The 24,625-nt window shown below is 69.1% G+C and carries 25 protein-coding genes; 14 read left to right on the top strand and 11 right to left on the bottom strand.

Annotated features, from left to right (window positions below; all coding sequences use genetic code 11):
- Positions 1-74: 74 nt before the first annotated feature.
- Genes ABEU20_RS12165 through ABEU20_RS12150 form a run of 4 tightly spaced genes read right to left on the bottom strand, consistent with a single transcriptional unit; the run spans position 75 to position 2,995 of the window.
- Positions 75-1,277 (bottom strand): ABC transporter permease, encoded by a 1,203-nt coding sequence (locus ABEU20_RS12165; protein ID WP_420164684.1) that lies wholly within the window; start codon positions 1,275-1,277, stop codon positions 75-77.
- Positions 1,274-2,173, bottom strand: a complete 900-nt coding sequence (locus ABEU20_RS12160; RefSeq protein ID WP_420164683.1) for an ABC transporter ATP-binding protein — start codon at positions 2,171-2,173, stop codon at positions 1,274-1,276. The genes ABEU20_RS12165 and ABEU20_RS12160 overlap by 4 nt, the downstream gene beginning before the upstream one ends.
- Positions 2,170-2,715 (bottom strand): hypothetical protein, encoded by a 546-nt coding sequence (locus tag ABEU20_RS12155; protein ID WP_420164682.1) that lies wholly within the window; start codon positions 2,713-2,715, stop codon positions 2,170-2,172. The genes ABEU20_RS12160 and ABEU20_RS12155 overlap by 4 nt, the downstream gene beginning before the upstream one ends.
- Positions 2,708-2,995 carry a helix-turn-helix transcriptional regulator gene (locus tag ABEU20_RS12150; RefSeq protein ID WP_420164681.1) on the bottom strand — a complete coding sequence of 96 codons (288 nt, stop codon included), beginning with the start codon at positions 2,993-2,995 and terminating at the stop codon, positions 2,708-2,710. Before ABEU20_RS12150 ends, ABEU20_RS12155 begins: the two co-directional genes overlap by 8 nt.
- A gap of 100 nt (positions 2,996-3,095) precedes the next feature.
- On the opposite strand from ABEU20_RS12150, the gene ABEU20_RS12145 reads away from it, so the two are divergent.
- The 3 genes from ABEU20_RS12145 to ABEU20_RS12135 all read left to right on the top strand — a co-directional run bounded on the left by ABEU20_RS12145 (position 3,096) and on the right by ABEU20_RS12135 (position 5,503).
- Entirely contained in the window at positions 3,096-3,638 is a 543-nt protein-coding gene (locus ABEU20_RS12145) for a hypothetical protein (protein WP_420164680.1), read from the top strand.
- Between the two features lie 115 nt (positions 3,639-3,753).
- Complete coding sequence (locus ABEU20_RS12140) at positions 3,754-4,320, top strand: copper chaperone PCu(A)C (RefSeq protein WP_420164679.1); 567 nt, start codon at positions 3,754-3,756, stop codon at positions 4,318-4,320.
- Positions 4,313-5,503: a Dyp-type peroxidase gene (locus tag ABEU20_RS12135; RefSeq protein ID WP_420164678.1), complete on the top strand. Its 1,191-nt coding sequence runs from the start codon at positions 4,313-4,315 to the stop codon at positions 5,501-5,503. The genes ABEU20_RS12140 and ABEU20_RS12135 overlap by 8 nt, the downstream gene beginning before the upstream one ends.
- A gap of 68 nt (positions 5,504-5,571) precedes the next feature.
- Here the strand turns inward: ABEU20_RS12135 and ABEU20_RS12130 are convergent, their stop codons facing one another.
- Positions 5,572-7,209: an ABC-F family ATP-binding cassette domain-containing protein gene (locus ABEU20_RS12130; RefSeq protein WP_420164677.1), complete on the bottom strand. Its 1,638-nt coding sequence runs from the start codon at positions 7,207-7,209 to the stop codon at positions 5,572-5,574.
- 113 nt (positions 7,210-7,322) lie between these two features.
- Here ABEU20_RS12130 and ABEU20_RS12125 point away from each other — a divergent pair, with 113 nt between their 5' ends.
- The 4 genes from ABEU20_RS12125 to ABEU20_RS12110 are packed head-to-tail and all read left to right on the top strand — an operon-like array spanning position 7,323 to position 10,685.
- The gene (locus ABEU20_RS12125) at positions 7,323-7,937 is read left to right on the top strand and encodes a TetR/AcrR family transcriptional regulator (protein WP_420164676.1); all 615 of its coding nucleotides are present in this window, start codon (positions 7,323-7,325) and stop codon (positions 7,935-7,937) included.
- On the top strand, positions 7,937-8,956 hold the full coding sequence (locus ABEU20_RS12120) for a TIGR03617 family F420-dependent LLM class oxidoreductase (protein ID WP_420164675.1): 1,020 nt from the start codon (positions 7,937-7,939) through the stop codon (positions 8,954-8,956). Before ABEU20_RS12125 ends, ABEU20_RS12120 begins: the two co-directional genes overlap by 1 nt.
- Positions 8,953-9,765 (top strand): enoyl-CoA hydratase/isomerase family protein, encoded by an 813-nt coding sequence (locus ABEU20_RS12115; RefSeq protein ID WP_420164674.1) that lies wholly within the window; start codon positions 8,953-8,955, stop codon positions 9,763-9,765. The genes ABEU20_RS12120 and ABEU20_RS12115 overlap by 4 nt, the downstream gene beginning before the upstream one ends.
- Complete coding sequence (locus tag ABEU20_RS12110) at positions 9,762-10,685, top strand: SDR family NAD(P)-dependent oxidoreductase (protein ID WP_420164673.1); 924 nt, start codon at positions 9,762-9,764, stop codon at positions 10,683-10,685. Before ABEU20_RS12115 ends, ABEU20_RS12110 begins: the two co-directional genes overlap by 4 nt.
- A 53-nt stretch (positions 10,686-10,738) precedes the next feature.
- On the opposite strand, the gene ABEU20_RS12105 is transcribed toward ABEU20_RS12110, so the two are convergent.
- From ABEU20_RS12105 to ABEU20_RS12095, 3 genes are all read right to left on the bottom strand, one after another.
- Entirely contained in the window at positions 10,739-11,536 is a 798-nt protein-coding gene (locus ABEU20_RS12105) for an SDR family NAD(P)-dependent oxidoreductase (protein ID WP_420164672.1), read from the bottom strand.
- Between the two features lie 61 nt (positions 11,537-11,597).
- The gene (locus ABEU20_RS12100; RefSeq protein ID WP_420164671.1) at positions 11,598-12,395 is read right to left on the bottom strand and encodes an SDR family NAD(P)-dependent oxidoreductase; all 798 of its coding nucleotides are present in this window, start codon (positions 12,393-12,395) and stop codon (positions 11,598-11,600) included.
- A 173-nt stretch (positions 12,396-12,568) separates the two neighbouring features.
- Positions 12,569-13,300 carry a FadR/GntR family transcriptional regulator gene (locus ABEU20_RS12095; protein ID WP_420164670.1) on the bottom strand — a complete coding sequence of 244 codons (732 nt, stop codon included), beginning with the start codon at positions 13,298-13,300 and terminating at the stop codon, positions 12,569-12,571.
- 383 nt (positions 13,301-13,683) lie between these two features.
- Here ABEU20_RS12095 and ABEU20_RS12090 point away from each other — a divergent pair, with 383 nt between their 5' ends.
- From ABEU20_RS12090 to ABEU20_RS12080, 3 genes are read left to right on the top strand one after another with little or no spacing between them, the layout of a single operon-like run.
- On the top strand, positions 13,684-14,559 hold the full coding sequence (locus tag ABEU20_RS12090; RefSeq protein WP_420164669.1) for a cyclase family protein: 876 nt from the start codon (positions 13,684-13,686) through the stop codon (positions 14,557-14,559).
- Positions 14,556-15,353 (top strand): enoyl-CoA hydratase/isomerase family protein, encoded by a 798-nt coding sequence (locus ABEU20_RS12085; RefSeq protein ID WP_420164668.1) that lies wholly within the window; start codon positions 14,556-14,558, stop codon positions 15,351-15,353. Before ABEU20_RS12090 ends, ABEU20_RS12085 begins: the two co-directional genes overlap by 4 nt.
- 13 nt (positions 15,354-15,366) lie before the next feature.
- Complete coding sequence (locus ABEU20_RS12080; protein WP_420164667.1) at positions 15,367-16,140, top strand: SDR family oxidoreductase; 774 nt, start codon at positions 15,367-15,369, stop codon at positions 16,138-16,140.
- 87 nt (positions 16,141-16,227) lie between these two features.
- On the opposite strand, the gene ABEU20_RS12075 is transcribed toward ABEU20_RS12080, so the two are convergent.
- The 3 genes from ABEU20_RS12075 to ABEU20_RS12065 all read right to left on the bottom strand — a co-directional run bounded on the left by ABEU20_RS12075 (position 16,228) and on the right by ABEU20_RS12065 (position 20,349).
- Positions 16,228-17,154: a cyclase family protein gene (locus ABEU20_RS12075; protein WP_420164666.1), complete on the bottom strand. Its 927-nt coding sequence runs from the start codon at positions 17,152-17,154 to the stop codon at positions 16,228-16,230.
- A gap of 31 nt (positions 17,155-17,185) precedes the next feature.
- Positions 17,186-18,703, bottom strand: coding sequence for an MFS transporter (locus tag ABEU20_RS12070; RefSeq protein ID WP_420164665.1), 1,518 nt, complete (start codon positions 18,701-18,703; stop codon positions 17,186-17,188).
- Positions 18,704-18,813: 110 nt separating this feature from the next.
- Complete coding sequence (locus ABEU20_RS12065; RefSeq protein WP_420164664.1) at positions 18,814-20,349, bottom strand: class I adenylate-forming enzyme family protein; 1,536 nt, start codon at positions 20,347-20,349, stop codon at positions 18,814-18,816.
- A gap of 437 nt (positions 20,350-20,786) precedes the next feature.
- Between ABEU20_RS12065 and ABEU20_RS12060 the strand changes: the two genes are divergently transcribed.
- From ABEU20_RS12060 to ABEU20_RS12045, 4 genes are read left to right on the top strand one after another with little or no spacing between them, the layout of a single operon-like run.
- Positions 20,787-21,932: an acyl-CoA dehydrogenase family protein gene (locus ABEU20_RS12060; RefSeq protein ID WP_420164663.1), complete on the top strand. Its 1,146-nt coding sequence runs from the start codon at positions 20,787-20,789 to the stop codon at positions 21,930-21,932.
- 2 nt (positions 21,933-21,934) lie between these two features.
- Positions 21,935-22,849: an acyl-CoA dehydrogenase family protein gene (locus ABEU20_RS12055; RefSeq protein ID WP_420164662.1), complete on the top strand. Its 915-nt coding sequence runs from the start codon at positions 21,935-21,937 to the stop codon at positions 22,847-22,849.
- Entirely contained in the window at positions 22,846-23,787 is a 942-nt protein-coding gene (locus ABEU20_RS12050; RefSeq protein ID WP_420164661.1) for an acyl-CoA dehydrogenase family protein, read from the top strand. The genes ABEU20_RS12055 and ABEU20_RS12050 overlap by 4 nt, the downstream gene beginning before the upstream one ends.
- A gap of 4 nt (positions 23,788-23,791) precedes the next feature.
- The gene (locus tag ABEU20_RS12045) at positions 23,792-24,625 is read left to right on the top strand and encodes an enoyl-CoA hydratase/isomerase family protein (protein WP_420164660.1); all 834 of its coding nucleotides are present in this window, start codon (positions 23,792-23,794) and stop codon (positions 24,623-24,625) included.

The following is a 24,625-nucleotide window of genomic DNA, read 5'->3' as shown; positions in this document are numbered from 1 at the left end:
TTTCCTCCACTTCGTACGAATCAGCGGCCACCGCCATGGACCAGGCGGCGGCCGCTGTCACGGTTCCACCCTAGTTACCGCGCGAGCGCCTCACGCCACGAGACCGTCTTGCCCATCCGCAGGATCGAACGCTGGTAGATGCGGGCCGCGACCGCGGACATCGCGACGGTGACGACCAGCATCAGCACGACCGTGGCCGCGATCTGCGTCGCGCTCGCGACACCCGCGGCGATACGCAGCGGCATGAGGATCGCCGAGAACGGCGGGATCCAGCTGAGCACGTTCGACAACGTGCCCTCCGGGTTCTGCACGGCGCTGAACGCGGCGAAGAACATCGCCATGATCAGGATGGTCAGCGGCATCGCGGTGGAGTTGACGTCCTCCTGGCGCGACACCATCGATCCGGTCGCCGCGTAGAGCACCGCGAAGAACGCGAAGCCGAGGACGAACCAGCCGAGGGTACCGATCAGGGTGCCCCAGGCGGTGCCGCCGAGAGTGAGCACGCCGGTCGCGACGCCGGCCCCGACACCGACCACGCCGTACACCGTCAACTGTGCGAGCCCGACCGCGCCGATGCCGATCACCTTGCCCCACAACAGCTGCAGCGGGCGCAATGTCGACAACAGCAATTCGACCACCCGGGAGGACTTCTCCTCGACGACGCCCATCGCGACGTACATGCCGAACGCGAGGATCTGCATGTACAGCAGGATCACGACGGCTGTGGAGAGCGCGATGCGCTGTCCGCGTTCGAGATCGGGCGGATCGATCGCATCGACCGTGACGACCGCCGACTTCGTGCTCTCGGCGAGTTGCGCGGCGTCGACGTTCCGGGCGGCCAGCGCGGCGCTCTGGGCCTGCGCGGCGACGGCGCCGTCGAGCACCACGCGGAGCGAGGTGTCGATCTCCGACTTCGTGATCGCGGTGACGGCGCCGCCGCTGCCCGGCACCACGGCGACGTCGAGGTCGCCGTTCTCGACCTGGGCGCGGGCGGTCTGCTCGTCGCCGATCTCGGTGACCTCGACGGGGTTGCCGACCGCCTCGCCGGTGGAGACGAGCACCGCGCTCAGCGACTGGTCGCCGACCAGACCCACCTCGGAACGGGAGTCGTCGTCCTTTCCGGAGAAGATCGAGGCGGCGACGATGCCGCCGATGATCGCGATGAGGACGATGACGTTGCTGACCAGGAAGCTCTTCTTCTGCACCTGGGTCAGGAATTCGCGCCGGGCCACCAGTGCGATGGCGCGGGTCGGGTTCAGTCCGCTGCGCTCGCTCACGCGGACACCACCTCTCGGAACAGTTCGGTCAGGGACGGCTTGCGGACCGCGAACTCGTGCACGGGTCCGGTCTTCAGTGCGGCGTGCAGGACGGCCTGGTCGTCGACGCCGGCGCCCAGCGACAGCACCGTGCGGCCGTCGGCGTGGCTGACGGTCGTCACCCCGAACAGGTGGTCGGCCCACCCGGGCGGCGCGGCGGGCGCGTGGACGTCGAGGAGCACGTCGCCGCTGCCGCGGAGTTCGTCGACGGTACCGATGGAGTTCATCCGTCCCTTCGCGATGATCCCGACCCGGTCGCACAGCCGCTGCACCAGGTCGAGCTGGTGGCTCGAGAAGATCACCGGGACACCGGAGTTGGCCTTCTCCACCAGGACGTCGCTCATGACGTCGACGGCCACCGGATCGAGTCCGGAGAACGGCTCGTCGAGGATGAGGACGGCGGGGTCGTGCACCAGCGCGGCCGCGAGCTGCACGCGCTGCTGATTGCCCAGGCTGAGGGCGTCGACGGCGTCGTCGACGCGCGCGGCGATGCCGAGCCGTTCGGTCCACCGTCTCATCGAGTCGGCTGCCTCGGAGCGTGAAAGGCCGTGCAGTTCAGCCAGGTACGTGAGCTGGCGGCCCACCTTCATCTTGGGGTAGAGGCCGCGTTCCTCGGGCATGTACCCGATCGAGCGGCGGACCTCGAGGTCGACCGGCTTGCCGCCGAGACGCACCTCGCCGTTGTCGGCTGCGAGCACTCCGAGGGCGATCCGCATCGCGGTGGTCTTGCCGGCTCCGTTGCTGCCGACGAATCCGAAGATCTCGCCGGGGCGGACGTCGAAGCTCAGGTTCTCGAGCGCGACGACGTCGCCGTAGCGTTTGGCGATCCCGTCGAAGGTGAGGGTCTGGCCGGTCATGTGGGCTCCTCGTGGTCGTCGGTGTCGGGGTCGGGGATGGTCCAGGCGAGGATCATCGCGGGGAGGCAGCCGCCGAGCAGCAGTGCCGAGAGGGCGGTGCCGCCGCCGGCGTACGCGAGCGCACGATGGTCGATGCCGTCGAAGCCGGCGCCCCAGGTCAGCGCGAAGATCGGCACCAGCAGCAGCCACTGGAGGACGGACAGTCCGATCGATCGGGCGCTGTTGCGTTCGGCGATCTCACGTTCGTCGAGTGCGTACCGCGGCGCCTCGGACTGGCGGCTGGACACGATCTGGAGGGTGGTCCAGATCGGCAGGAACAGGATCATGACGGCGATCCATCCGAGGGCGGCCGCCTCCGCGAAGTACGAGGCGACCGCGGTCGCGAACATGCCGACGAAGATGACGGCCAGCGCCACCACGAGTGATCGCCGGCGGGCCTGTGTCCGCCATCCCGGCAGCCAATGCCCGAACTGCTCTTCGTGCTTCAGGAAACGGCGGGTGCGGAAGTCCTGATACCGGTCGAGGACGGTGGCGTCAGGCACGGTCGTCACCTCCTCGGGTCTCGGGTCGGTACAACTCGGTACTGAGCGGGCCGAACTCGGTGCGCGAGAACACGGCCTCCACCGGAAGCTCGAACACCGCGCAGATCCGTAGCGCGAGGTCGAGGCTGGGGTAGTGGTCGCCCCGTTCGAGCGCGCCGACGGTCTGCGGATTCACTTCGATCGACTCGGCGAGCTGAGCGCGGCTCATCTTGCGTTCGGCGCGCAGCACGGCGATGCGATTGAAGATGGGGAGGCTCACCCCACGTCGCACCGGGCTCATGCAACTAATCGTTGTAAAAACCCAACAATGTGTCAAATCGAGCGAATGTTCGACGATGCTCACGCACGGCGCGTACGACGGCCTGTAGTAATCTCGGGGCATGCGGATCGGCCCAGGTGAGGAGCTCGCACGCCAGGTGCGTGGCCTCGCTGTCGCCGCATCCGTGATCGCCCTCGCGATCGGCGCGCACGGACTGGCCGGAGGAGGCGCCCCACAGGGGGTGACGCTCCTGCTGCTCGGCGGGGTCGCCGCGGTGCTGGCGGCCGCAGTGATCGCGGTGCCCTCACTTGCCACCGGACGCCGATGGCTCGTCCCGGTGCTCGCGACCGGGCAGGTGCTCGCTCATACCGCACTGTCCCTCGGCGACGCCCACAGCTCGATGCACTCGGGCTCGCATCTCACGGTGCCGATGCTGCTCGCACATTCGGCCGCCGTCGCCGCGTGCGCCGTCCTGATCGCCGGTGCCGAACTCGTCGGACCCCGTGTCGCCGCCGCGCTGCGCCGCGTCCTGCCCCGGATCGTGGCCGTCGTGCCGGTCCGCCTGGAACCGGCATTGCCGCACGTGGTCGCCGACATCCGCCCGGTGCACGCCTTCGTGCAGGTCGGGTCGATCGCACGCCGCGGCCCGCCCGCCCGCGCCTGATTCCTCAACTCACCGCGTCCCGGCCCCTCGTGCCGTCGACGCGCGTCCTCCCGTACCTCGTGGGCCGCCCGCCGCCGACGGCTGCCGCGCGCCCGCATTCGAAAGGCACACGTACATGAAGGCATTCACCCGCGCCCGCACCCTCGCGATCGGCGCGACCGCGGCCACCGCTCTCGTTCTCACCGGCTGCAGCAACTCCGAGGAGTCGGGCTCGACCACCGACACCTCCGCGATCTCGTTCGAGGATTCGTGGGTCAAGGCGGCCGACAGCGGTATGACCGCGATGTTCGGCACGATCGTCAACGACTCGGGCTCCGACGTCACCCTCACCTCGGTCACCACCGGTGTTTCGCCGCGGGTCGAGCTGCACGAGATGGCACCCGACGGCACCGGCGCGATGAAGATGCGCGAGAAGGACGGCGGCGTGGTCGTCGAGGCGAACAGCTCGTACGAGCTCGAACCCGGCGGCGACCACATCATGCTGTTCGACCTGCCGGCGCCGGTCCGGGCCGGCAGCGACGTCCCGTTCACGTTCACGTTCGCCGACGGAGCCACCGCGCAGTTCACCGCGCAGGTCCGCGACTTCACCGGCGCCCGCGAGGACTACGGCGACGGTGCCTCGCACGGTGACACGCAGGGCGAGATGCAGCACGACAGCCAGGGTGAGGCGCACGGTGGCTGACCTCAGCCGACGGCAGTTGTTCGGGGTCGGCGCCGCTGCTGTCGGCGGTGTCGGCCTCGGTCTGGGTGCGGGTGCGGTGGTCGCGCGCCCCGCCCAGGCCGACGTCGTCGCGGAAACAGTCCCGTTCCACGGTGAACACCAGGCCGGGGTCGAGACCGCCCCGCAGGCGCACGCCACGTTCGTAGGCCTCGACCTGCGTCCCGGCACCGACCGGTCCGCACTCGTGCGCCTGATGCGGGTGTGGACCGACGACGCCGCACGCCTCACCGAGGGCCGCGGCGCCCTCGCCGACACCGAACCCGACCTCGCGACCGCACCGGCACGGCTCACCGTCACCGTCGGCTTCGGTCCGGGCGCGTTCCGCGCCGCCGGACTCGACGACAGGCGACCGTCGTGGTGCAAGCCGTTGCCGCCGTTCGAGATCGACAAGCTCGAGGACCGCTGGAACGACGGCGACCTGCTGTTGCACGTCGGCTCGGACGACCCGGTCACCGTGGCGCACGCGCTGCGGGTACTGCTCAAGGCCGCGCGGGGCACCGCGGCGGTGCGCTGGGTCCAGCGCGGGTTCCGGCGCGCCCGGGGGAGCGAACCCGAGGGCACCACGATGCGCAATCTCATGGGACAGGTCGACGGCACCGTCAACCCGACGTCCGGCAGCGCCGACTTCGCGGACGTGGTGTGGAACGACGGCGCCGAGCAGCCGTGGTTCGCGGGCGGCACCGCGGTGGTGATCCGCCGGATCCACCTCGATCTCGACGGGTGGGACGAACTCGACCGGCCCGGCCGGGACGAGGTGATGGGCCGGCGGATGTCCGACGGGGCCCCGCTGACCGGCGAATCCGAGCACGATGCACCGGATTTCGAGGCGGCCGGCCCGGGAGGGTTGAAGATCATCCCCGAGTTCTCGCACGTCGCGCGGGCTCGGCCGATGGCACCGCGGGAGCGGTTCCACCGTCGGGCGTACAACTACGACGAGGCCCCCGACGGCATCGGGGTGTCCGACTCGGGGCTGATCTTCGTTGCGTACCAGGCCGACGTCGACACCCAGTACGTTCCGGTGCAGCGCAGACTCGCCGAGGCCGACATGTTCAACGAGTGGTCGACGCCGATCGGTTCGGCGGTGTTCGCGATCCTGCCCGGTTGCCGGAAGGGCGAGTATCTGGGGCAGGGTCTGCTCGCCTAGGCGACTTCGTCGCCCGTGCGCCTTTCCGGTGGTTCCAGCTACCGAAAAGGCGCACGGGTGCGAAGCGCCTACTCCTCCGTCAGCCGGCCGCCGTCCATGTGCCAGCGTCGGGTGTGCCGCATGGTGTCGAGCATCCGGCGGTCGTGGGTGACCAGCAGTAGCGTGCCCGTGAACGATTCCATCGCCTGCTCGAGTTGCTCGATGGCCGGCAGGTCGAGGTGGTTGGTGGGCTCGTCGAGCACCAGCAGGTTGACGCCGCGGGCCTGCAGCAGCGCCAACGCCGCGCGGGTGCGTTCGCCCGGCGACAGTGACGACGCCGACCGCAGCACGTGGTGGCCCTTGAGCCCGAACTTCGCCAGCAGTGTCCGGACCTCGGCCTCGGGCCAGTCCGGCACCAGCGCGCCGAATGCATCGGCGAGCGGCTCGTCGCCCTCGAAAAGTCCACGGGCCTGGTCGATCTCGCCTACCGCGACGCCCGAACCGAGCGTCGCGGTGCCCTCGTCCGGTGGCAGTTTGCCCAGCAGCACCTTCAGTAGAGTCGACTTCCCGGAACCGTTCGGTCCGGTCACGAGAATGCGGTCACCCCACTCGATCTGTGCGGTCACCGGCCCGAAGGTGAAGCCGTCACGACGGATCACGGCGCCGTTCACCGTGGAGACCACGGCGCCGCTGCGTGGGGCCGCGGCGATCTCCATCCGCAACTCCCATTCCTTGCGGGGCTCGTCGACCACTTCGAGTCGCTCGATCCGGCGCTGCGTCTGCCGGGCCTTGGCGGCCTGCTTCTCGGTGGATTCGGCGCGGGCCTTGCGCCCCATCTTGTCCGAGTCGCCGCCCTTGGCCTTGCGTCGAGCGTTACGGACACCGTGCTCGAGCCAGTTGCGCTGCATCTGCGCGCGGTCCTCGAGTGCCGACAGATTCCCCGCGTACTCGTCGTAGGCCTCACGCGCGTGCCGCCGAGCCACCTCGCGCTCGGCCAGATACGACTCGTAGCCGCCGTCGTACACCGCGATCTGCTGCTGCGCGAGATCCAGTTCGACGATCCCGGTCACGGTGCGCGCCAGGAACTCCCGATCATGGCTGACGACGACCAGTGCGGTACGCGTCTCGGCGACGAACTGCTCGAGCTGCTCGAGGCCGGGCAAGTCCAGGTCGTTGGTGGGCTCGTCGAGGAGCAGGATGTCGTAGCGCGACAGCAGCAGCGATGCCAGGCCGGCCCGCGCGGCCTGGCCACCGGACAGGTCCGTCATGTGGGCGTCGCCTGTGACGTCCAGCCCGAGGTCGGTGAGCACCTTCTCGGCACGCTCGGCGAGATCCGCGCCGCCGAGGGCGAGCCACTTGTCGAGCGCGGGGGAATAGAGGTCCTCCCCGCCGTCCGCGAGCGACTCGGCCGCAGCGTTCATCGTGCTCTCCGCCGCGGTGACGCCGGTCCGGCGGCCGAGGAACTCGAGGATCGTCTCGCCCGCGATCCGGTCGGGCTCCTGCGCGAGGTAGCCCACGGTCGCGTCGGGCGGGCTGAGCGTGACCGTGCCCTCGACGTCGGCGCTCCCGACCCCGGCGAGCGTGGTGAGCAGCGTCGACTTCCCGGCCCCGTTGGCGCCGACCAGGCCGATCACGTCACCGGGGGCGACCGTCAGGTCGAGGTCGGAGAAGAGCGTGCGCTCGCCCCGGGACGCGGAGAGGCCGGAGATACGCAGTGTTGCAGTCACGGGTCGATTGTCCCAGGTCGACGCCGACCCGCGCGAAGCGGTCGTGGGCGTCGGGTAGGTGAAGATCGCGAATCGAGCCCGGGGACAAACGTAACGTATTAACCTGAAACGTAATGACTGACACCTCGCCCCGCATCGGTCGGCCGCGTGACCCCGGAAAGGATCACGCGGTCCTCGTCGCGGCGCGGCGACTGCTCCGCGAGGTCGGCTACCAGCAGACCACGATCTCGGCGATCGCCCGCCGGGCCAACGTGAGCGCGCCGGCGATCTACCGCCGCTGGCCCACCCGGGAGGCCCTGCTCGAGGACGCCGTCCACGGACCCGGCGCGCACGACCTGCCCGAGGCCACCGACGATCTACGCGCGGACCTGGCCACATGGGTGCGGGCGTTCCTGGCCCGTTCGGCGAGCCCCGCGGCCCGGGCGGGCGTCCCTGGGCTGTTGGCGGACATCCGGTCGGACGCGGACCGCGCCAGATTGCTCTCGTTGCAGGACCCGGTCCGGGAGGCCTTCGCCGCACGAATCGAGCTCGCAGTGGACCGTGGGGAGATTCCGGGGCCCGTGGACGCCGCAACACTGTTCGAGATCCTCACCGGCACGACGTCGATCCGAGGACTCACCCAGGGCGACGCGGACGTCGGTGCCTTCGTGGCTGCCCTCGCCGGCGCGCTCCACGTGCTGGCCGCGCACGGCGACGAACTGGCTGCAGAGGTGAAGGAGAGCAAGTGATGAAGATCGACATCCAACTCGACGGCCGCCCGGAGAACGCTGCGGCTCGCGCACGGGAACTCGCCGCCCTCGGCGTCGACGGACTGTTCACGTTCGAGGGGCCGCACGACGTGTTCCTTCCGCTGGTCTCCGCCGCGGGCGCGGTCGACGTCGATCTCATGACGAACGTCGCGATCGCGTTGCCGCGCAGCCCGATGCACCTCGCACATACCGCCTACGACCTGCAGACGCTCAGTCGCGGGAAGTTCCGGCTCGGGCTGGGTTCGCAGATTCGGCCGCACATCGAGAAGCGTTACGGCGCCGAGTGGTCGCGCCCGGCCGCCCGAATGCGCGAGACCGTCCTCGCGATCAAGGCGATCTTCGAGGCGTGGGAGGGCAACTCGCGCTTGCGGTTCGAGGGCGAGTTCACCACGCACACCCTGATGCCGCCCACGTTCGATCCGGGTCCCAACCCCTACGGTCCGCCCCCGATCTGTCTCGGTGCGCTCGGGCCGGTGATGACCCGAACGGCAGCCGAGGTGGCCGACGGGCTGCTCGTCATGCCCTTCAACAGCGTTCGGCACTACCGCGAGCGCACGCTGCCGGCGATCGAGGAGGGGCTCGAGCGCGGCGGACGCCACGCTGCGGATCTCGCGATCTACCCGCAGGTGATCGTGGGGACCGGACGCACGTCGGACGAGTTGGCCGCGGCGTCGCGCGGTGTGCGGAGTCTGCTCGCGTTCTACGGATCGACGCCCGCCTACCGCCCCGTGCTCGACGTCGAGGGCTGGGGCGATCTGCAACCGGAACTCAACACTCTCTCCAAGGTCGGGGAATACGCTGCGATGGCGGACCTGATCGACGACAAGATGCTCACCACCCTCGCGGTGCACGGCACCCCCGAGGAGTGCGCGGCCGAGATCGTCGAGCGCTTCGGCGGGTACAGCGCCCGCGTGTGCTGCTACTTCCCGGGCTATCCGATCCGGGACGAGGACATTGCCGATCTGGTCGCGGCCGTGAAGAAGCTGACGTCGCCGTGAGTGACGTGCTGGTCGAGATCGACCGTGGCGTAGCAGTTCTCACGCTCAACCGGCCGGAGACGCGCAACGCGTTCACGGGCGAGATGGGCCGCCGTCTCGGTGATCTGTACAGCGAGCTCGATGCCGACGACACCGTTCGGGCCGTCGTGCTCACCGGAACACCGCCCGCGTTCTGTGCAGGCGCCGACCTCACTCCGAAAGGCGAGACCTTCGCGTCCCCGACGGATGCCGGGTTCACCGCGTCCCCGGTGAGCCCGGCCGCCTTCGAGATCCGCAAGCCGGTGATCGCGGCCGTCAACGGGCACGCGATCGGCATCGGGCTGACCCTCGCGATGCAGGCCGACATCCGCATCGTCGCCGACGACGCCAAGTACGCGATCCCACAGGTGCGGCGCGGCGTGGTGCCCGACATGATGTCGCACTGGACCGTCGCTCGCGTCGCGGGCATGGCGGTGGCCGCGGACATCCTGCTCACCGGCCGTACCTTCGACGGCCCCGAGGCGGTCCGGTCGGGGCTCGCGAGCCGGTCTCTGCCCGCCGGCGAGGTCCTGCCCGCCGCGCTCGCCATCGCGCGGGACATCGCGACCAACGTCGCACCGATGTCGGCGGCGCTGAGCAAGCGGCTGCTGTGGGACACGGCCCGTCACGGATTCACGCCGCGCGAGGTGGCCGAGCACGAGACCGAACTGCACCACCGGGTCATGGGCACCGCCGACGCGGCGGAGGGTGTGCGCGCCTTCCTCGATCGACGCGACCCCGACTGGACTGCGCGGGTATCCACCGATTGGAAGGAATTGCCTTGGACATGAACGTTTTCGGCCCCGACACCACCACCGACGACGTGCTCACCGGTGTCGACCTGACCGGCCGGACCGCGTTGGTCACCGGGGCGACGAGCGGTCTCGGCGGGGAAACCGCCCGGGCGCTCGCCGCGTCGGGCGCGACGGTGATCCTCGCGGCCCGGGACGGTGACGCCGCCGCGGTCGTGGCCGACGGCATCCGCGAAGTCGCACCCGGTGCCGAACTGTTCGTCACGGCACTCGATCTGGCCGACCTGTCGAGCGTCCGCGCCGCGGCCGCGAGCCTGGACGGGCAGCCGATCGACCTGCTGATCAACAACGCCGGAGTGATGTACACCCCGTTCGAACGCACCGCCGACGGGTTCGAATTGCAGTTCGGCACCAACCATCTGGGCCACTTCCTGCTCACCACACTGTTGCTGCCGAACCTGGAGGCCGCGGCCACCGGATCCGGCACGGCGTCCCGGGTGGTGACGGTGTCGTCGGACGCCCACCGCGCACACGCCGTCGATCTCGACGATCCGAACTTCCGGGAGCGGGACTACGACAAGTTCGTGGCGTACGCGCAGTCCAAGGCGGCCAACGTCCTCATGACCGTCGAGCTGCAGAAGCGGCACGCGGACAGTGGGATCCAGGCGTACGCGGTGCATCCCGGAGTGTGTGCGACCGGGCTGTCGCGGTACATGTCCCGCGACGACTTCGCCGAGATGAAGGCGATGAGCGCCGGGAAGCCGGGCCTGCTGACGAATCTCAAGTCCGTTCCGGCCGCAGCCGCGACGTCGGTGTGGGCGGCGACCGCTGCGGAACTGGACTCCGCGGGTGGGACCTATCTCGCCGACTGCGCCGTCGGCAGGGCGTCCGGTCATGCCCTCGATCCGGTGACCGCCGCGACGCTGTGGGAGCTGTCCGGGCAACTCGTCGGCCGCTGAAACGGAATCCGGGGTCGGCCGCAACTGCGCGGCCGACCCCGGAAACGGCTGAGCTACACCGTTTCCGGTGGCAGCATCTGCAGCGCCTCGTTGTGCGCGTCGAGCAGGATCTGGATCCGATCGCCGCCGCTGCGGCGCTCGGCCTTCTCCTCGTTGCCCTTGGTGATGAACACGGGCCCGTTTCCGATGTTCGCCACCGCCTGCGCCGCGACGTCCGCCGGTTCGGAGACGTGCAGGCCGTCGATGTCCATATTCAGTCCGGCCCGATCCATGGCCGGCGTGCGGGTGACGCCGAGGACCATCTCGAGGACGTCGACGTCGTATTCGCGCATCTCGAGCCACAAACCCTCGGCGAAGGTGCGGCAGAACGACTTCACACCCGCGTAGATGCTGATCCGCACCGACCCCGACATGCCCTGCATCGAGCCCATCAGCATCAGGCCACCGCGCCGACGCTCCTTCATGGGCGCGCCGAAGTGCTGGATCAGCTTCAACTGGGTGGTGATGTTGAGGTCGATGACCTGCTGGAAACGGTCCAGGTCGCCGGTCACGAACTCGTGGCCGTAGGTGTTGGCGCCCGCGTTGTAGACCAGTAGGCCCACCTCGAGATCGTCGGTGACGGTGCGGATCTTGTCGAGTACATCTGCCTCGGTGAGATCGACCGACAGTGTGCGCACCTCGGCGCCGGTCGCGCGTGCCCGCTCCGCAGTCGTCTCGAGCGGCTCCGGCTTACGGGCGAGCAGGACCAGGTTCAGCCCCGCCTCGGCGAGTTGGACGGCGAGTTCCGCGCCGACGCCCTCGGAGCCGCCCGCGATGACGGCCCACGGCCCGTACCTGGCAATGTCGATCATGATTCGATCCCCTCGTCGTGCGAATCTGCGCTGGCGTAGGTGTTTCTCGTGCCGCTGTTCGCTACTTGCTGGCCGGGGGCAGCATCGCCTTCGACGCGGCCTGCGCGGCCAGCAACAGTTCGCCACGGTTGCCGCCGCTGCGCTTCTCGACGGCCGACTCGTTGCCCTTCGCGACCACCACGGGTCCGTTGCCCAGGTTGGCGAGTGCCTGCGCCGCGACGTCCGCGGGTTCCGAGACGTTCAGGCCGGGGATGTCCATGTTCAGTCCAGCGCGGGCCATCGCCGGGGTGCGGGTGACGCCGAGGACCATCTCGAGGACGTCGACGTCGTATTCGCGCATCTCGAGCCACAGGCCCTCGGCGAAGGTGCGGCAGAACGACTTCACGCCGGCGTAGATGCTGATCTGGGAGGCGCCGAGGAAGCCGGCCATCGAGCCGACCAGCAGCAGGCCGCCGCGGCGACGATCCTTCATCGGCGCGCCGAAGTGCTGGATCAGCTTGAGCTGACCGGTGATGTTGAGGTCGATGACCTGCTGGAAGCGGTCGAGGTCGCCGGTGACGAACTCGTGGCCGTAGGTGTTGGCGCCCGCGTTGTAGACGAGCAGGCCCACCTCGAGACCGTCGGTGACGCTGCGGATCTTGTCGAGCATGTCGGCAGCGGTGAGATCGACGGACAACGTCCGGACCTCGACCCCCTTGGCCCGGGCCTTCTCTGCAGCCACCTCGAGCGGCTCCGGCTTGCGGGCCAGGAGCACCAGGTTCAGACCGGCCTCGGCGAGCTGGACGGCGAACTCCTCGCCGACACCCTCGGAGCCGCCGGCGATGACGGCCCACGGCCCGTACTTGGCTGCGTCGATCATGTATCGGTCCCTTCGCTTTTCGATCCCGACGGTCGGGAATGAACTGCCTGAACAGTGGTCCGTTCAGCTCAGATGGTCCCGAGTATGGTGTGACGTGGATCGCAAAACGCCCCCGATTCCACTGGCCGGGACTCGAATTCCGCCCGGAGCCGCCGGCTGTGCTCGGGGTGAACTCACTCGATGAGTTCGGAGATCGCCTGCAAGTGACGACGCATCCTGTGCTGCGCGAGTGGGGCATCACCGGCGATGATCGCGGAGACGATCGCCTCGTGCGCCTCGTGGGAGGCCGACGCACTCTCGGCCGTATCGACGCCGGGCTTCTCCGTGTCCCAGCTCTGTTGCACCATCTCCTCGTCGAGCTGCGTGAGGACTTCGACGAAGAGGCTGATCGCCGGATTGCCCGTCAACTCCGCGATGACACTGTGCACGTTGCGTGCGTGACCGAGCGTGACGCCCTCGTCGACGAGTTGCTGCTCCGTGGAGAGGGACTCGGTGAGCCGGCCGATCCCGTCCTCGGTGAGGCGTTCGGCCGCAGCGACCACACCGGCCAGCTCGAGGGCCATGCGCGCCTCGAACAGTTGCTCGCGGGTGACCTCCGCATGCCGCAGATAGACGCGTGCCGCGTGGCGGACGACGCCGGGGTCGGGCTCGGTCACGACGAGGCCGCCGCCCGGTCCGCGCCGCATGCTGGCCATCTGATGGTGTTCGACCAACCGGACGGCCTCCCGGAAGACCGCCCGGCTGACGCCGTAGCGCTCGATGAGTTCCGGCTCGGATCCGAGGATCGTGCCGGTGCGCCAGCCGCCCGCGATGATGTCCTTCTCGATGCGTGCGGCCACCGTCTCGGCCAAGCGCCGACCGCCGCGACCGTCGTTCGCCGTGCTGGTCTTCTGTCCAACTGCCATGCGATCGATGCTACCTGGGTGCGCCCGTTGAGTGTACGGATCAGTGGCGCGCCGCAACCGACGGCCGAACAGTAAAGAGGACACTGAACAGGGTGGTCGAGTGCACACGCGATGCGTGGGTGGCGACGCAACCCCGCCCGCGAGTCCCGCGAACTGCGGGGTGAACAATGTTCGGTGCCAGCAACTTTGTGCCCACTTCGCGCCGGTCGGAGCGGCGTATCCCGAACTCTCGACGGCTGAGCATAAGTGCACTATATTTTCGAGCAGGCTCGACGCGGCGCCGGTTCGCGGACGTGGCAGGCCCCTGCAGGCCACCGCGACTCCGCCGTAAACAGTGAACTCTGTCCGCGATCGAGTGTCTCCCAGCTGAAAGGACTCACTCCATGAACGCAGAGACGGGAACGGCCGGGGCCGCTGCAGTCCTCGCGAGTCTGCGCCTGCCTCGCCAGGGTGCGATCTACGACCTGTCCTCCGGGTGGTGGCGTCACATGCCGAACTTCGACGGGTACCCCAGGTTCGAGGTGGTGACCTACAACTCGCCGGGCGGTCAGCGGGCCGAGCGGCGTTTTCCGTTCGCGGACGGAGGATCGAACGAGGTCGAGTTCGGCTACGTGTCCGAACTGATCTCCGGCAGCCTGCACACGGGAACCCACATCGACGCGCTCTGCCACGTGACGCAGGGCGCGAACGACGAGTGGCACGGGGGCGTCTCGGCGACCGACGGCGTGGGCGACTACGGCGCCACCGCCGGTGACGCGTCGGCGCTCGCGCCGATCGTCGGGCGCGGCGTGCTCCTGGACATACCGGGACTGCTCGGGATCGACGCGCTCCCTGCCGGATTCGCGGTCGGGGCCGAACATCTGGCGGATGCCGCGACGCGCGCCGGCGTCGAGGTCGTCGCCGGTGACACGGTTCTGGTGCGCACCGGCCAGATGCGGTACTGGCCGGACGCCGACCGGATCGCGCGTGAGTGCGGCGGAAGCGGCGTCGACATCACCGGGGCACGGTGGCTCGCCGACAGGGGAGTTCGGCACGTGGGCGCGGACACGATGTCCTTCGAGGTCCGGCCTTCCACGGTGCCCGGAAACCCGCTTCCGGTCCATCTGTATCTGTTGCAGGAGCGAGGGATTCACATCATGGAGTGGGTGAACTGCGAGCAGTTGGCCGCCGACGGGGTCGCCGGCTTCCTCTTCGTCGCACTGCCGCTGACGATCCGTGGTGGAACCGGCTCGCCGATCCGCCCGATCGCGATCGCATGAGCACTCGTGACGGTTCGGGTTCCGCGGTGCTGAGGAGACGCCGGGGGGCGGTCCTCACGCTCACTCTCAACCGTCCGGCCCGGCGCAACGCGCTCGACGACGACGCGCGGCGTGCGCTGGTCGCCGAGCTGGTCGCGGCCGGATCGGACCCGGGGATCAGGGCGATCGTGCTGACGGGTAGCGGCCGGTTCTTCTGCGCCGGTGGCGATGTGGCGTCGATGTCCACCGAACCCGAGGCGCTTCGCGCGCGTATGACCGTCCTGGCCCGGCTGGCGCGTGCCATCGTGGAATCCCCGGTGCCGGTCGTCGCGGCGGTCGAGGGCGGGGCGTCCGGGCTCGGCCTGTCGCTCGCCGCGGCCTGCGATCATGTGGTGGCTGCCGAGGATTCGCGCCTGACGGCGTCGTTCGGGCGCCTGGGGTTGGTGGCGGACACGGGGCTGTTCTGGAGCCTGGTCGGCCGGATCGGGCCTGCACGGACCCGGAGGCTGCTGCTGTTCGGCGACGATGTCGACGCGGCGGAGGCGCTGTCGATCGGGCTGGTCGACGAAGTGGTGGCCGCGGGCGCGACCGTGGAGGCCGCGTCGGCACGGGCCCACCGGTTGAGCGTGGCATCCACCGCGATGGTGGAGGCGACGAGACGCATCCTGAGGAGCCCGTGGCGCGACCTCGGGGATGTCCTGGCCGCGGAGTCCGACGCCCAGATCCGGCGGTTGGCATCGGAGGACTTCGCGGAGGGGCGCCGCGCCTTCTTCGAGGGCAGGCCGCCCGTGTTCATTCATTCGTCAGAGAAATGAGGAAGTCCGAAACATGCTGCCATCGGGAACATACGACGGTCGAGTCGCGATCGTCACGGGCGGGGGCTCGGGAATCGGCGAATCCATCGCGCGGGAACTCGCCCGGCTGGGCGCAACCGTGGCCCTGATCGGGCGCCGTCAGGAACAACTCGACGCCGTTGCGGCGGAGATCGGGTCGGCCGGGGGCCGCGGCGTGGGATTCTCGGCGGACGTGCGCGACCGGGACCGCGTCCAGGCAGTGGTCGACTCCGTGATCGATCGATTCGGCCGGGTGGATCACCTCGTCAATTGCGCGGCCGGGAACTTCCGTGTCGAACCGGAGGCCATGTCGCCGAATGCCTGGCAGGCTGTGACGGGCATCGTGCTCGACGGCACCTGGAACTGCACCCAGATCGCGGGGAAGGCGATGATCGCCGGCGGCCGGGGTGGATCCGTCCTCAGCATCGGTACGACGATGGCCGAACACGGCAGTGCCACGACGGTTCATTCGGCCAGCGCCAAGGCCGGGGTGAAGACGATGACGAAATCCCTTGCCGCGGCGTGGGGCAGGTACGGGATCCGTCTCAACGTGCTCACCCCGGGAGTCACGGACGACACCGCCGGCACGCAGGTACTGCACACCACGGACGATGCCTTCCAGGAAGCACTCGGGACGATTCCCGTGGGGCGGCTCGCGACCCGCAGCGAGGTGGCGCAGGCCGCGAGCTACCTGCTCAGCGGGTACGCCGCATACGTCACCGGCACCGAACTCGTCATCGACGGCGGCCGGTGCCTCGGCAAGTACTGACACGGGCCACCGGAACGCCTCCGGACGACCGTGGCCCCGCCGGATCGATCCGGCGGGGCCACGGTCGTCGCTGGGGCGCTACGGGGCTCAGCGGATGGCGAGCGGATTGATCGGGGAACCGGCGCCGCGGGTGAACTTCAACGGCGATCCGGTGTAGAAGAAGTCGTAGACCCCGTCCGTCGCGCAGGCTTCCGCCAGATCCTCGAGGTCGAGCATCTCGGCAAGCGTCATGCCCATGTCGCGGATCAACACCATGTGCAATTCGAACATCGCCCCGGGGTTCTCACCGGGCATCACCTCCACGCCGAAGTTGTCCGAGCCGACGACCGCCACATCCCGCTCGCGCAGCCACGCAGCACACCCCAGCCCCAGCCCGGGTTCGCCCGCCATGAACGACGCCGCGTCGTGTTCGGCGAGAAACCTCGCACGCCAACCTGTTCGGATCAGCAGGATGTCGCCGGGTCCCACCTCGACCCCCTGAGCGGCGGCGACGCGGTCGAGTTCGTCCGGGCCGACGGCCGAGCCGGATTCGAGCCAGTCCACCCCACGGAAGCGCGCGATGTCGAGCAGCACCCCGCGGCCGGCGATGCCCCGCGCCTGGGTGTCGATGCCGCACTTGTCGGCGCCCTTGACGGTGAGCCCGGACACAGGATGCCCGTTGTAGAGCCGGTCGTCGTAGTGGACGTGGGCGAGCGAGTCGTACTGCGAGCCCGCCTGCAGAGGCATGAAGACGTAGTCGTCCGCGTACTTGAATCCGCCCGGAAAGACCTGTTCCTGCCCGGTCTCGGACATCAGGCGGATCGGGTTGATCCGATATCCGCCGGGCTGAGGTCCGTTCTGGTCCAGGGGGATTCCGAGATCGAAGACGTCGCCGGTCCGGACCAGCCGCGCTGCGGCGGCCACGCGCTCCGGCGTGATGAGGTTCGTGGTTCCCCGCTCGTCCTCGGGGCCCCAGCGGCCCCAGTTGCCGAGCTGCCGTCCGAGTTCACGCATCGTGGGAATGGATGTGGTCATCATGGCTCCTCTGGTGGTGTGAGGTGAGTGGCTATCCACGTCCGGCGGTGGCGACCGAGGGTGCCGGCCCGGTGGCGCTGCCCCGATCGAGTGTGAGTGCGTGAATCTTTCGGGGTAGTGCATACGCGGCGATCGCTCCGACGAAGGCGACGCCCGCGGACAGCAGGAAGACGAGCGTGATGCCGAGATCGGCGTAGAAGGCCCTACCCTCGGCGACCAGAGCGATGTGGGAGTTGAGAATCGTGAAGGCGAGGATCGGGACGACCGCCGACACCAGGCTCTGCGCGACGGCGACGATGCTGGCGGCGGTGGCCTGCAGTTGCGGCGCGACAGCCTCGATGACCAGGTTGGGGATCGATGCGTAGATCAGGCCCTGGCCGAGCCCGAAGAGCGCGATGAACACCATGAGCAACACCTTCTGGTCGTGCACGCCCGCCGACAGTAGCGCCGCGACGGTCTCGAGCACCAGGCCGGCCGTCATCAGCTGCCGCGGGCGGATCCGAGGCACCAGGAGGCCGACAGCGATCCCGCCGACCATCGTGGCGGCGCCGAACGGCGCCTGGAAGACGGCGAATCCCTTTGCCGTGACGCCGAACCCGTAGCCGAGGTCGAGGGCGGCCGGCGTCATGCACATCAGGGGCAGGATCAGCGAGTAGACGACCCCCGCGCCGTAGCAGGCTCCAGCTCCGAGCGTGGTGAGTGCGACCGAACGCGTGCGGAGGACCCGGAGATCGATCAGGGGATCCCGGACGAGTCGTGCCGAGGCGAGCCAACCGCCCACGAGGAGTGCGCCGCCGACGAGACATGCCAGTGTCCCCGGCGCCGTCCAGCCCCACTTGGGGCCGAAGCTGATCGCCACGAGGACACCCGCCAGCCCGACGCTCAGGAGTGTTGCGCCGACCAGGTCCAGTCGCGCGTGAGTGCGCACCGACGACTCGTCGGTCGTGAGAACGAGCAGCACGGCCAGTACGGAGAGCCCGATGACGGCGAACCAGAAGATGCTGCGGAATCCGAAGCCGTCGATCAGCCAGCCCGCGAGGAACGGGGCCGCGACGGTGATGACGCCCATACCGCTGGTCGCGATGCTCACGGCCATCGGCACCGTGCGCTTGGGATAGACGTCCCGGATCAGCGAGTAGCTGAGGAACAGGCAGGGAGTCAGCAGGCCGGTGAGCGCGCGGCCCGCGATGAGGATCGGGTACGTGGGCGCGAGTGCCGAGACGAGTGACCCGAGTGCGGCACCCAGCGTGCAGCCGAGCAGGATCCGCCGTTTGCCGTGCATGTCCGCGAGCCTGCCGACGAGGGGGCACGAGACGGCGCCCACCAGGAGGAAGGCCGTCAGCAGCCATGCCGACTGGGTGGTCCGGTAGTGGGCGGCGATCTCGGGAAGCGCGATCGAGATCATCATGTAGCTGACGGCGAGCATTTCGAGCAGCAGCACGATGGTCACGAGTGAGCCGATCAGTCGTGGCGTCCAGCCACGCTGATCGGATTCCGTGGAGTCGGTGGGGTTCGGGTTCTCGGGTGAGATATCGGTGTGCATGGGCATGTGTCCGATCTGGAGGATGGGTGTGCCGAGCGCAGGACAGGGAGACCTGTTCGGATCACCGAACGGGCCTGGGTATACCGAGAGCAACAGGTGGGTGGAGGCTGGGGTGGTCAGGTGTGTGCGGTCGCCGTGGGGTCGGCGAGCGCCGCCGCACGAACCGCGCGTCGATCGGGTTTGTTGTTGGGGGTCAACGGGATCGAGCTCAACGAGCGGACGGTCTTGGGGATCTTGAACCCGGCGAGGTGGTCTCGACAGTGTCGGCGGAGTGCGTCGGCGGTGATGTCGGCGCCCGGTACGGGCACGACAGCCACCTCGACCCGCTCTCCCCAGAACTCGTCGGGCATCCCGTAGACGATCGCGTCGGCGACCGCGGGGTGGCCGAGCACCACTTCCTCGACCTCACGAGGGAAGACGTTCTCGCCGCCGCTGATGATCATTTCCTTCTTCCGGCCGACGATCGCCAACCAGCCGTCGTCGGTCCGGGTGGCCAGGTCACCGAGGTGCACACCATCGGTCCGGAACGTCTCCGCGGTGGCCTCGGGCAGTCCGAAGTAGCCGTGCGCCTGCCACGGGCAGGACACGACGAGCTCGCCGACCTGCCCCGGGGCGGCCTCCGTACCGTCCTCGGTCACGACCTTGACGGTGGCCCCGGGCAGGGGGCGCCCCACCCCGCGGAACCGACCGGCCAGCAGATCCTCGTGGTCGAAGCCGATCACCGATCCGAGCTCGGTAGCTCCGAAGCCGGCACGGATGCGTGCGTTGGGGAAGTCCCGCAACAGGTCTCGGACGAAGTCTCCCGTGGACGGTGCGGATCCGTACCGGACAGCGGTGACGCCGCCCCGGTCGGTGGCGGCGAAGGATTCGTGTGCGCGCAGGGCTGCGAACATCGTCGGTGCGCCCATGAGCCGGCTGGCGCCGGCGTCGATCGCCCGTAGTGCCGCGCCCGCGTCGAAACGGCGCTGGATCCACACCTCGCCACCAGCGAAAAGTGCCGTCAGCAAATTGGTTCCGAGCGTGATGTGAAAGAAGGGGGAGAAGCAGAGTTCGACGTCGGCCGGGGTGCGCGGGTTTCCGTGTGCGCACGTGTTGAGCCACAGCCACAGGCTGCGATGCGTGTGGAACGCGCCCTTGGGGGACCCGGTCGTGCCTCCGGTCGGAAAGATGATCGCGGCGTCGTCCTCCGGCACGGGTGGCAACGTCGCGGGGTCCGCGTACAGCGGCGACAGGCGTCGGGACAGCGGGGCGCGGGTGGACGCCGACGCCAGTTCGACGACTCGACGACCCGTCGCGCGGGCGAGCTCGGCGTGCGCGGTGTCCGCGACGACGACGCTCGGGGCCAGCCTCGTGAGGTACGCCCTCGCCTCGCCGGCGGTGAGTCGCGTGTTCAGTGGAGCGGCCACCATTCCGGCCGCCATCGCTCCGAGAAGTGTGATGGTGTGCGGGACGGACGGTTCCATCGCGGTCACTACTCGTTCGCCGGGGCGGAGACCGGCCTCCAGTAGGCCCGCACCCACCCGTTCCATGCCCTCGACGAGCTCGGCGAAGGTGATCTCGCCGTGGTCGTCCCGGAGGGCTCTCCGATGTGTTCCGTGAGGCTGTCTCCCCATGGCTCCGAGCCATGACGGCAGCGTCAGTGCTCCGTGCACGCGCATTCTCCTTCCGCTGCGGCCCTTTCCGGCCGCCGCGTCCGACGGTGTCCAAGCTACCGCGGCTGACGCCGATTGAGTGTACCCATCTAAGCGGGACTCCGGAAGATGTTCTTGCAGGTTCGTCTCCGGGACGCCATGTCATCGTGCGACAACTGCTGATCTCAGGCAGTATCGAGGTGGTTGAGGAGCGGGCCCGCCGTCGCTTCCCTCTCGGTGGGAAGCGCGCTTGCCGAGAATTCAGTATTGAGTATACGGTTTTATGGCACGGTCTGAGGTTTCCAACGGCACCGGCGTGCGAGGCGTTCGGATCCTCCGCGGTGAACCACTCACACCCAGTGTCGACAGCCGACAAGTGTTAGGAGCAACGTGGAACGCAATCGAGACCACCGACCCCCCGGCCCGGACTGTTCGAGCGGATACGGCGGGAGTCGATAATGGAATTCGCATGGGGCAAGGAAGACAAGGCCTTTCGAGACGTCCTGGTCGACTACCTCGACACCGAACTGGCCGACGGATGGCACCGCGCGGACGGAACGGGCCTCGGTAGCGCCGTCTACACCGATTTCTCGCGATCGTTCGTGGGCAAGCTCGCCGCGAAGGGGTGGCTGACACCGCACTGGCCCGAGCAGTACGGAGGGGGCGGCCAGGGAGCCTGGCAGCACTTCGTCCTCGGCGAGGAGATGTGGAAACGGGGGGAGCCCCGCGGCCCGCAGTACATGAACGTGAACTGGGTCGGTCCGGCGATCATCAAGTACGGCACCGAGGAACAGAAGCAGACCCTGCTTCCACCGATCGCCCGCGGCGAAGTGTATTGGTGCCAAGGATTCTCGGAGCCGGAGGCCGGCACCGACCTGGCGTCGCTGAAGACCCGCGCGGTACGCGACGGTGACGGCTACGTCGTCAACGGACAGAAGATCTGGACGTCGTATGCGAACGCGGCCGACTACTGCTTCCTGTTGGCGCGCACCGGGTCGACGGCCGACGGGCGGGACGGGATCTCCGTGTTCCTGCTGCCGATGGACACCCCGGGTGTCGAAGTGCGGCGTATCGACTGCCTCGTCGGAGATCACTCCTTCAACGAGGTGTTCCTCACCGACGTCCGGCTTCCGCGCAGTGCCCTGCTCGGTGAGGAGAACAACGGCTGGAACATCGTGCGGCGCACGCTCGCGTACGAACGGGTCGGTGCTCCCCGCTACGCCCGTGCGGCGTTGGTGCTCGACGGGCTCGCCGAATGGGCGCGCGACCACGGTCGGCTGGACGACCCGGGTATCGCCGAGCAGTTCGGCGAGGCGCGCGCACTGTGCGAGGCGGCGCGTGTCCTCGTCTACCGCGTCATCGACGAACGCGCGAAGCAGAAGGAACCGTCGCCGCGCGCCTACCAGGCCCGTGCCGCGATGGTGCAGGCCGAACGCGCGGTCGGGGACCTGGCGCTCGACGTGATGGGCAGCGAAGCCCTCGTGGAGCACTCGCTGGGCGACACGCAGTTCCGCAATTCCCTCGGCGCCGGCATCGCCGCCGGCAGCTACGAGGTTCAACTCAACCTGATTTCCCGCCTGATCCTGGGAATGCCGAAGGAATAGACATGGATTTCGAACTCTCGCAGACACAGCGCCCGGTCCTGGACGCACTCGACTCCCTGCTCGGCCGCCATGCCGGTGTCGAGCGGTGCCGCAAGCTCTCCTCGGTCGAGGGGTACGACCATGCCCTCGAAAGTGAACTGCGCGCCGGGGGATTCTTCGACCTGTTCGCCGAGGAGAGCATGGGGCCCCTCGGCGCCACCCTCGCGATCGAACGCATCGGTTCCCACCTGGGCACGATCGCGGCCACCGCGCACCTGCTGGTGCTGCCCGCGCTCGGGTTGCACTCCGTCGAGGGTGCAGTCGCGTTGACGAGGGAGGGGGACGCGGGCCCCGTCCGGTTCGGAGCCGAGGCCACCTCGATCCTGGTCGCCGGGCGCACCCGGTGCACACTGGCGACAGCGGCGCCGCACGGGGCTCTGTCGTCGGCGTACGGCTTCTCGTTGGGTCGCATCGAGCCGGGTACCGGGGAAGTGGTGACTGCCGCCACCGCCGCCGGCATGCTCGCCTGGTGGCGGGTGGGTCTGTCCGCGGAGGCGATCGGCATGATGCAGCAGGCGTTGGACATCGCCGTCCAGTACGCGAAGGACCGGCGTGCGTTCCGGCGGGCGATCGGATCCTTCCAGGCGCTGCAGCACCGGCTGGCGGAGCTGACGATCCTGGTGGAGGGCGCACGGTGGCTCACCTACGAGGCCGCCTTCCGGGGTGCATCCGCGGAGTCGGCGGCGATCGCGGCGGCGCACACGATGGCGACCCTGCACAAGCTCACCCGCGAAACCCACCAGATCATGGGTGCCATCGGGCTCACCCGGGAGCACGATCTCCATCTCTACACGTTGCGACTTCAGGCCCTCAGGACCGAACTCGGTGGGCTGCGTGGGCACCGACGAGATGCGACGGCCGCGCGATGGGCCTCGTGAAGCGCCCTGCCGCGTTCACCTCGGAACAGGAGGCGCTGGCCGAGGCTGTGCGCGGATACTGCCGCGCGCGGTGCACCGACGCCGTCCGGCGAGCACCTGCCGATTCGTTCCCCGCCGACTTCTGGACCGGCCTGGCAGACGTCGGAGTCTTCGCCCTCGCCGCCCCGGACGAGGAGGGCGGCGGCGGCGAGATCGTCGCGGCGAGCACAGAACTCGGACGAGCTGCGGTCCCGGGGCCCGTCGCGGCCACGTGCTTCGCCGCGCACGTGCTGGCCGCGGGTCAGGCGAGAAGCCTGGTCGACGGAACCGCACTGGTATCGGTGGGCGTGCCCTCGCTCATGCCGTGGGCGCCGATTGCCGACGTCTTCATCGAATGGACGGGTGACGAGGCCTGGCTGCTGCGACGGGTCGGTGACGTCGAGCCGGTGGAGACGCTCGGCGGCGAACCGTGGGGGCGGGTGCGAACCGAGCGGGTCGGTGCGCTCGACCGCGTCGCCGCCGCGGGGGACCTGTTCCACCTGGCGGTGGCGGGATACGGGATCGGCGCGGGCCGGCGAGTCCTGGACACTGCGATCGAACACGCCCGTACCCGTGAGCAGTTCGGACGCCGCATCGGATCCTTCCAGGCCGTTGCGCATCCGCTGGTGAACGCGAGCCTCGAACTCGAGGCCGCCGAGAAGCTCTCGATCGTCGCCGGCCACGCGGTCGACACGAAACACGAGGACGCTCGCAGTGTGGTGGCCGCGGCGCGGTTGTCCGCCTCACGAGCGGCGATGAATGCGGCCTTCGCCGCTCACCAGACGCTGGGCGCCGTCGGGTACTCCGTCGAGGGCCCGATCGGCCTCGTGACACAGCGCATCCGCCAGTCGACGCTGGTGACGGATGCGGAATCGGAACTCGCGCAGCGAGTTCTGTCGACATTCTCCGCAGAGAGGTAGAGCGATGACTCAGCAAGCCGAGCAGGCAGTGACGTCGACGGCACCCGAGGTGCTGTTCGAGAAGCGCGATCACATCGCATACATCACCCTCAATCGCCCGCACAAGGGCAACTCGCTGACCGGGTCGATGATGCCGGTGATGAAGGAGGTGTGGGGCGAGGTGCGGGACGATCCGTCGATCCGTGCCGCGATCGTCACCGGCGCCGGAGAACGGCACTTCTGCACCGGCGCCGACGTCGACGCGGTCGCTTCGCGTGGTGGCATGAGCACCGGTACCGGTCCGCTCACCGACGAGGTCTACTGGTCGCCGCGGCAGAACCGGGTGTGGAAACCGGTGATCTGCGCCGCCAACGGTCTCGTCGCGGGGGCCGGACTCCACTTCGTGGTGGACGCGGACATCGTCGTCGCGTCGGAGACGGTCAGCTTCATGGACACCCACGTGAACGTCGGTCTGGTGGGGGCGATGGAGAACATCGGTCTGGCCAAGAGACTGCCGCTGGGCACGGCCCTGCGGATGACGCTGATGGGCCGCGATTACCGATTGCCCGCCCAACGCGCCTACCAACTGGGGCTGGTGGACGAACTCGTCGCGCCCGATCAGGTGATGGCGACGGCCGAGGAGATCGCCCACAGCATCGTCCGGAACTCGCCGGCCGCCGTCTCGCTGTCCCAGCAGGCGATCTGGAATTCACTCGAGATGGGCTACACGCAGGCCTGCGAGTACGGGTGGGCGCTGCTCCGGATGCACTGGGGCCATCCGGACTCGAAGGAAGGGCCCCGCGCCTTCAGCGAACGTCGTGAGCCCCGGTGGACCACGGCCACCCGACCGGAGGCCTGA

It is taken from the genome of Rhodococcus parequi (genome assembly GCF_046042785.1).
Taxonomy (GTDB): Bacteria; Actinomycetota; Actinomycetes; order Mycobacteriales; family Mycobacteriaceae; genus Prescottella; species Prescottella parequi.
The sequence above is the reverse complement of the archived record's forward strand: the minus strand, read 5'-3'. Positions and strand labels throughout refer to the sequence as shown.

Bases quoted from the DNA above. Each gene is read 5' to 3' on its own strand.
- ABEU20_RS12150 (WP_420164681.1), bottom strand. From the start codon at position 2,995: ATGAGCCCGGTGCGACGTGGGGTGAGCCTCCCCATCTTCAATCGCATC.
- ABEU20_RS12105 (WP_420164672.1), bottom strand. From the start codon at position 11,536: ATGATCGACATTGCCAGGTACGGGCCGTGGGCCGTCATCGCGGGCGGC.
- ABEU20_RS12100 (WP_420164671.1), bottom strand. From the start codon at position 12,395: ATGATCGACGCAGCCAAGTACGGGCCGTGGGCCGTCATCGCCGGCGGC.
- ABEU20_RS12140 (WP_420164679.1), top strand. From the start codon at position 3,754: ATGAAGGCATTCACCCGCGCCCGCACCCTCGCGATCGGCGCGACCGCG.
- ABEU20_RS12045 (WP_420164660.1), top strand. From the start codon at position 23,792: ATGACTCAGCAAGCCGAGCAGGCAGTGACGTCGACGGCACCCGAGGTG.
- ABEU20_RS12080 (WP_420164667.1), top strand. From the start codon at position 15,367: ATGCTGCCATCGGGAACATACGACGGTCGAGTCGCGATCGTCACGGGC.
- ABEU20_RS12145 (WP_420164680.1), top strand. From the start codon at position 3,096: ATGCGGATCGGCCCAGGTGAGGAGCTCGCACGCCAGGTGCGTGGCCTC.
- ABEU20_RS12160 (WP_420164683.1), bottom strand. From the start codon at position 2,173: ATGACCGGCCAGACCCTCACCTTCGACGGGATCGCCAAACGCTACGGC.
- ABEU20_RS12055 (WP_420164662.1), top strand. From the start codon at position 21,935: ATGGATTTCGAACTCTCGCAGACACAGCGCCCGGTCCTGGACGCACTC.
- ABEU20_RS12060 (WP_420164663.1), top strand. From the start codon at position 20,787: ATGGAATTCGCATGGGGCAAGGAAGACAAGGCCTTTCGAGACGTCCTG.
- ABEU20_RS12090 (WP_420164669.1), top strand. From the start codon at position 13,684: ATGAACGCAGAGACGGGAACGGCCGGGGCCGCTGCAGTCCTCGCGAGT.
- ABEU20_RS12085 (WP_420164668.1), top strand. From the start codon at position 14,556: ATGAGCACTCGTGACGGTTCGGGTTCCGCGGTGCTGAGGAGACGCCGG.
- ABEU20_RS12070 (WP_420164665.1), bottom strand. From the start codon at position 18,703: ATGCCCATGCACACCGATATCTCACCCGAGAACCCGAACCCCACCGAC.
- ABEU20_RS12120 (WP_420164675.1), top strand. From the start codon at position 7,937: ATGAAGATCGACATCCAACTCGACGGCCGCCCGGAGAACGCTGCGGCT.
- ABEU20_RS12125 (WP_420164676.1), top strand. From the start codon at position 7,323: ATGACTGACACCTCGCCCCGCATCGGTCGGCCGCGTGACCCCGGAAAG.
- ABEU20_RS12095 (WP_420164670.1), bottom strand. From the start codon at position 13,300: ATGGCAGTTGGACAGAAGACCAGCACGGCGAACGACGGTCGCGGCGGT.
- ABEU20_RS12075 (WP_420164666.1), bottom strand. From the start codon at position 17,154: ATGACCACATCCATTCCCACGATGCGTGAACTCGGACGGCAGCTCGGC.
- ABEU20_RS12110 (WP_420164673.1), top strand. From the start codon at position 9,762: ATGAACGTTTTCGGCCCCGACACCACCACCGACGACGTGCTCACCGGT.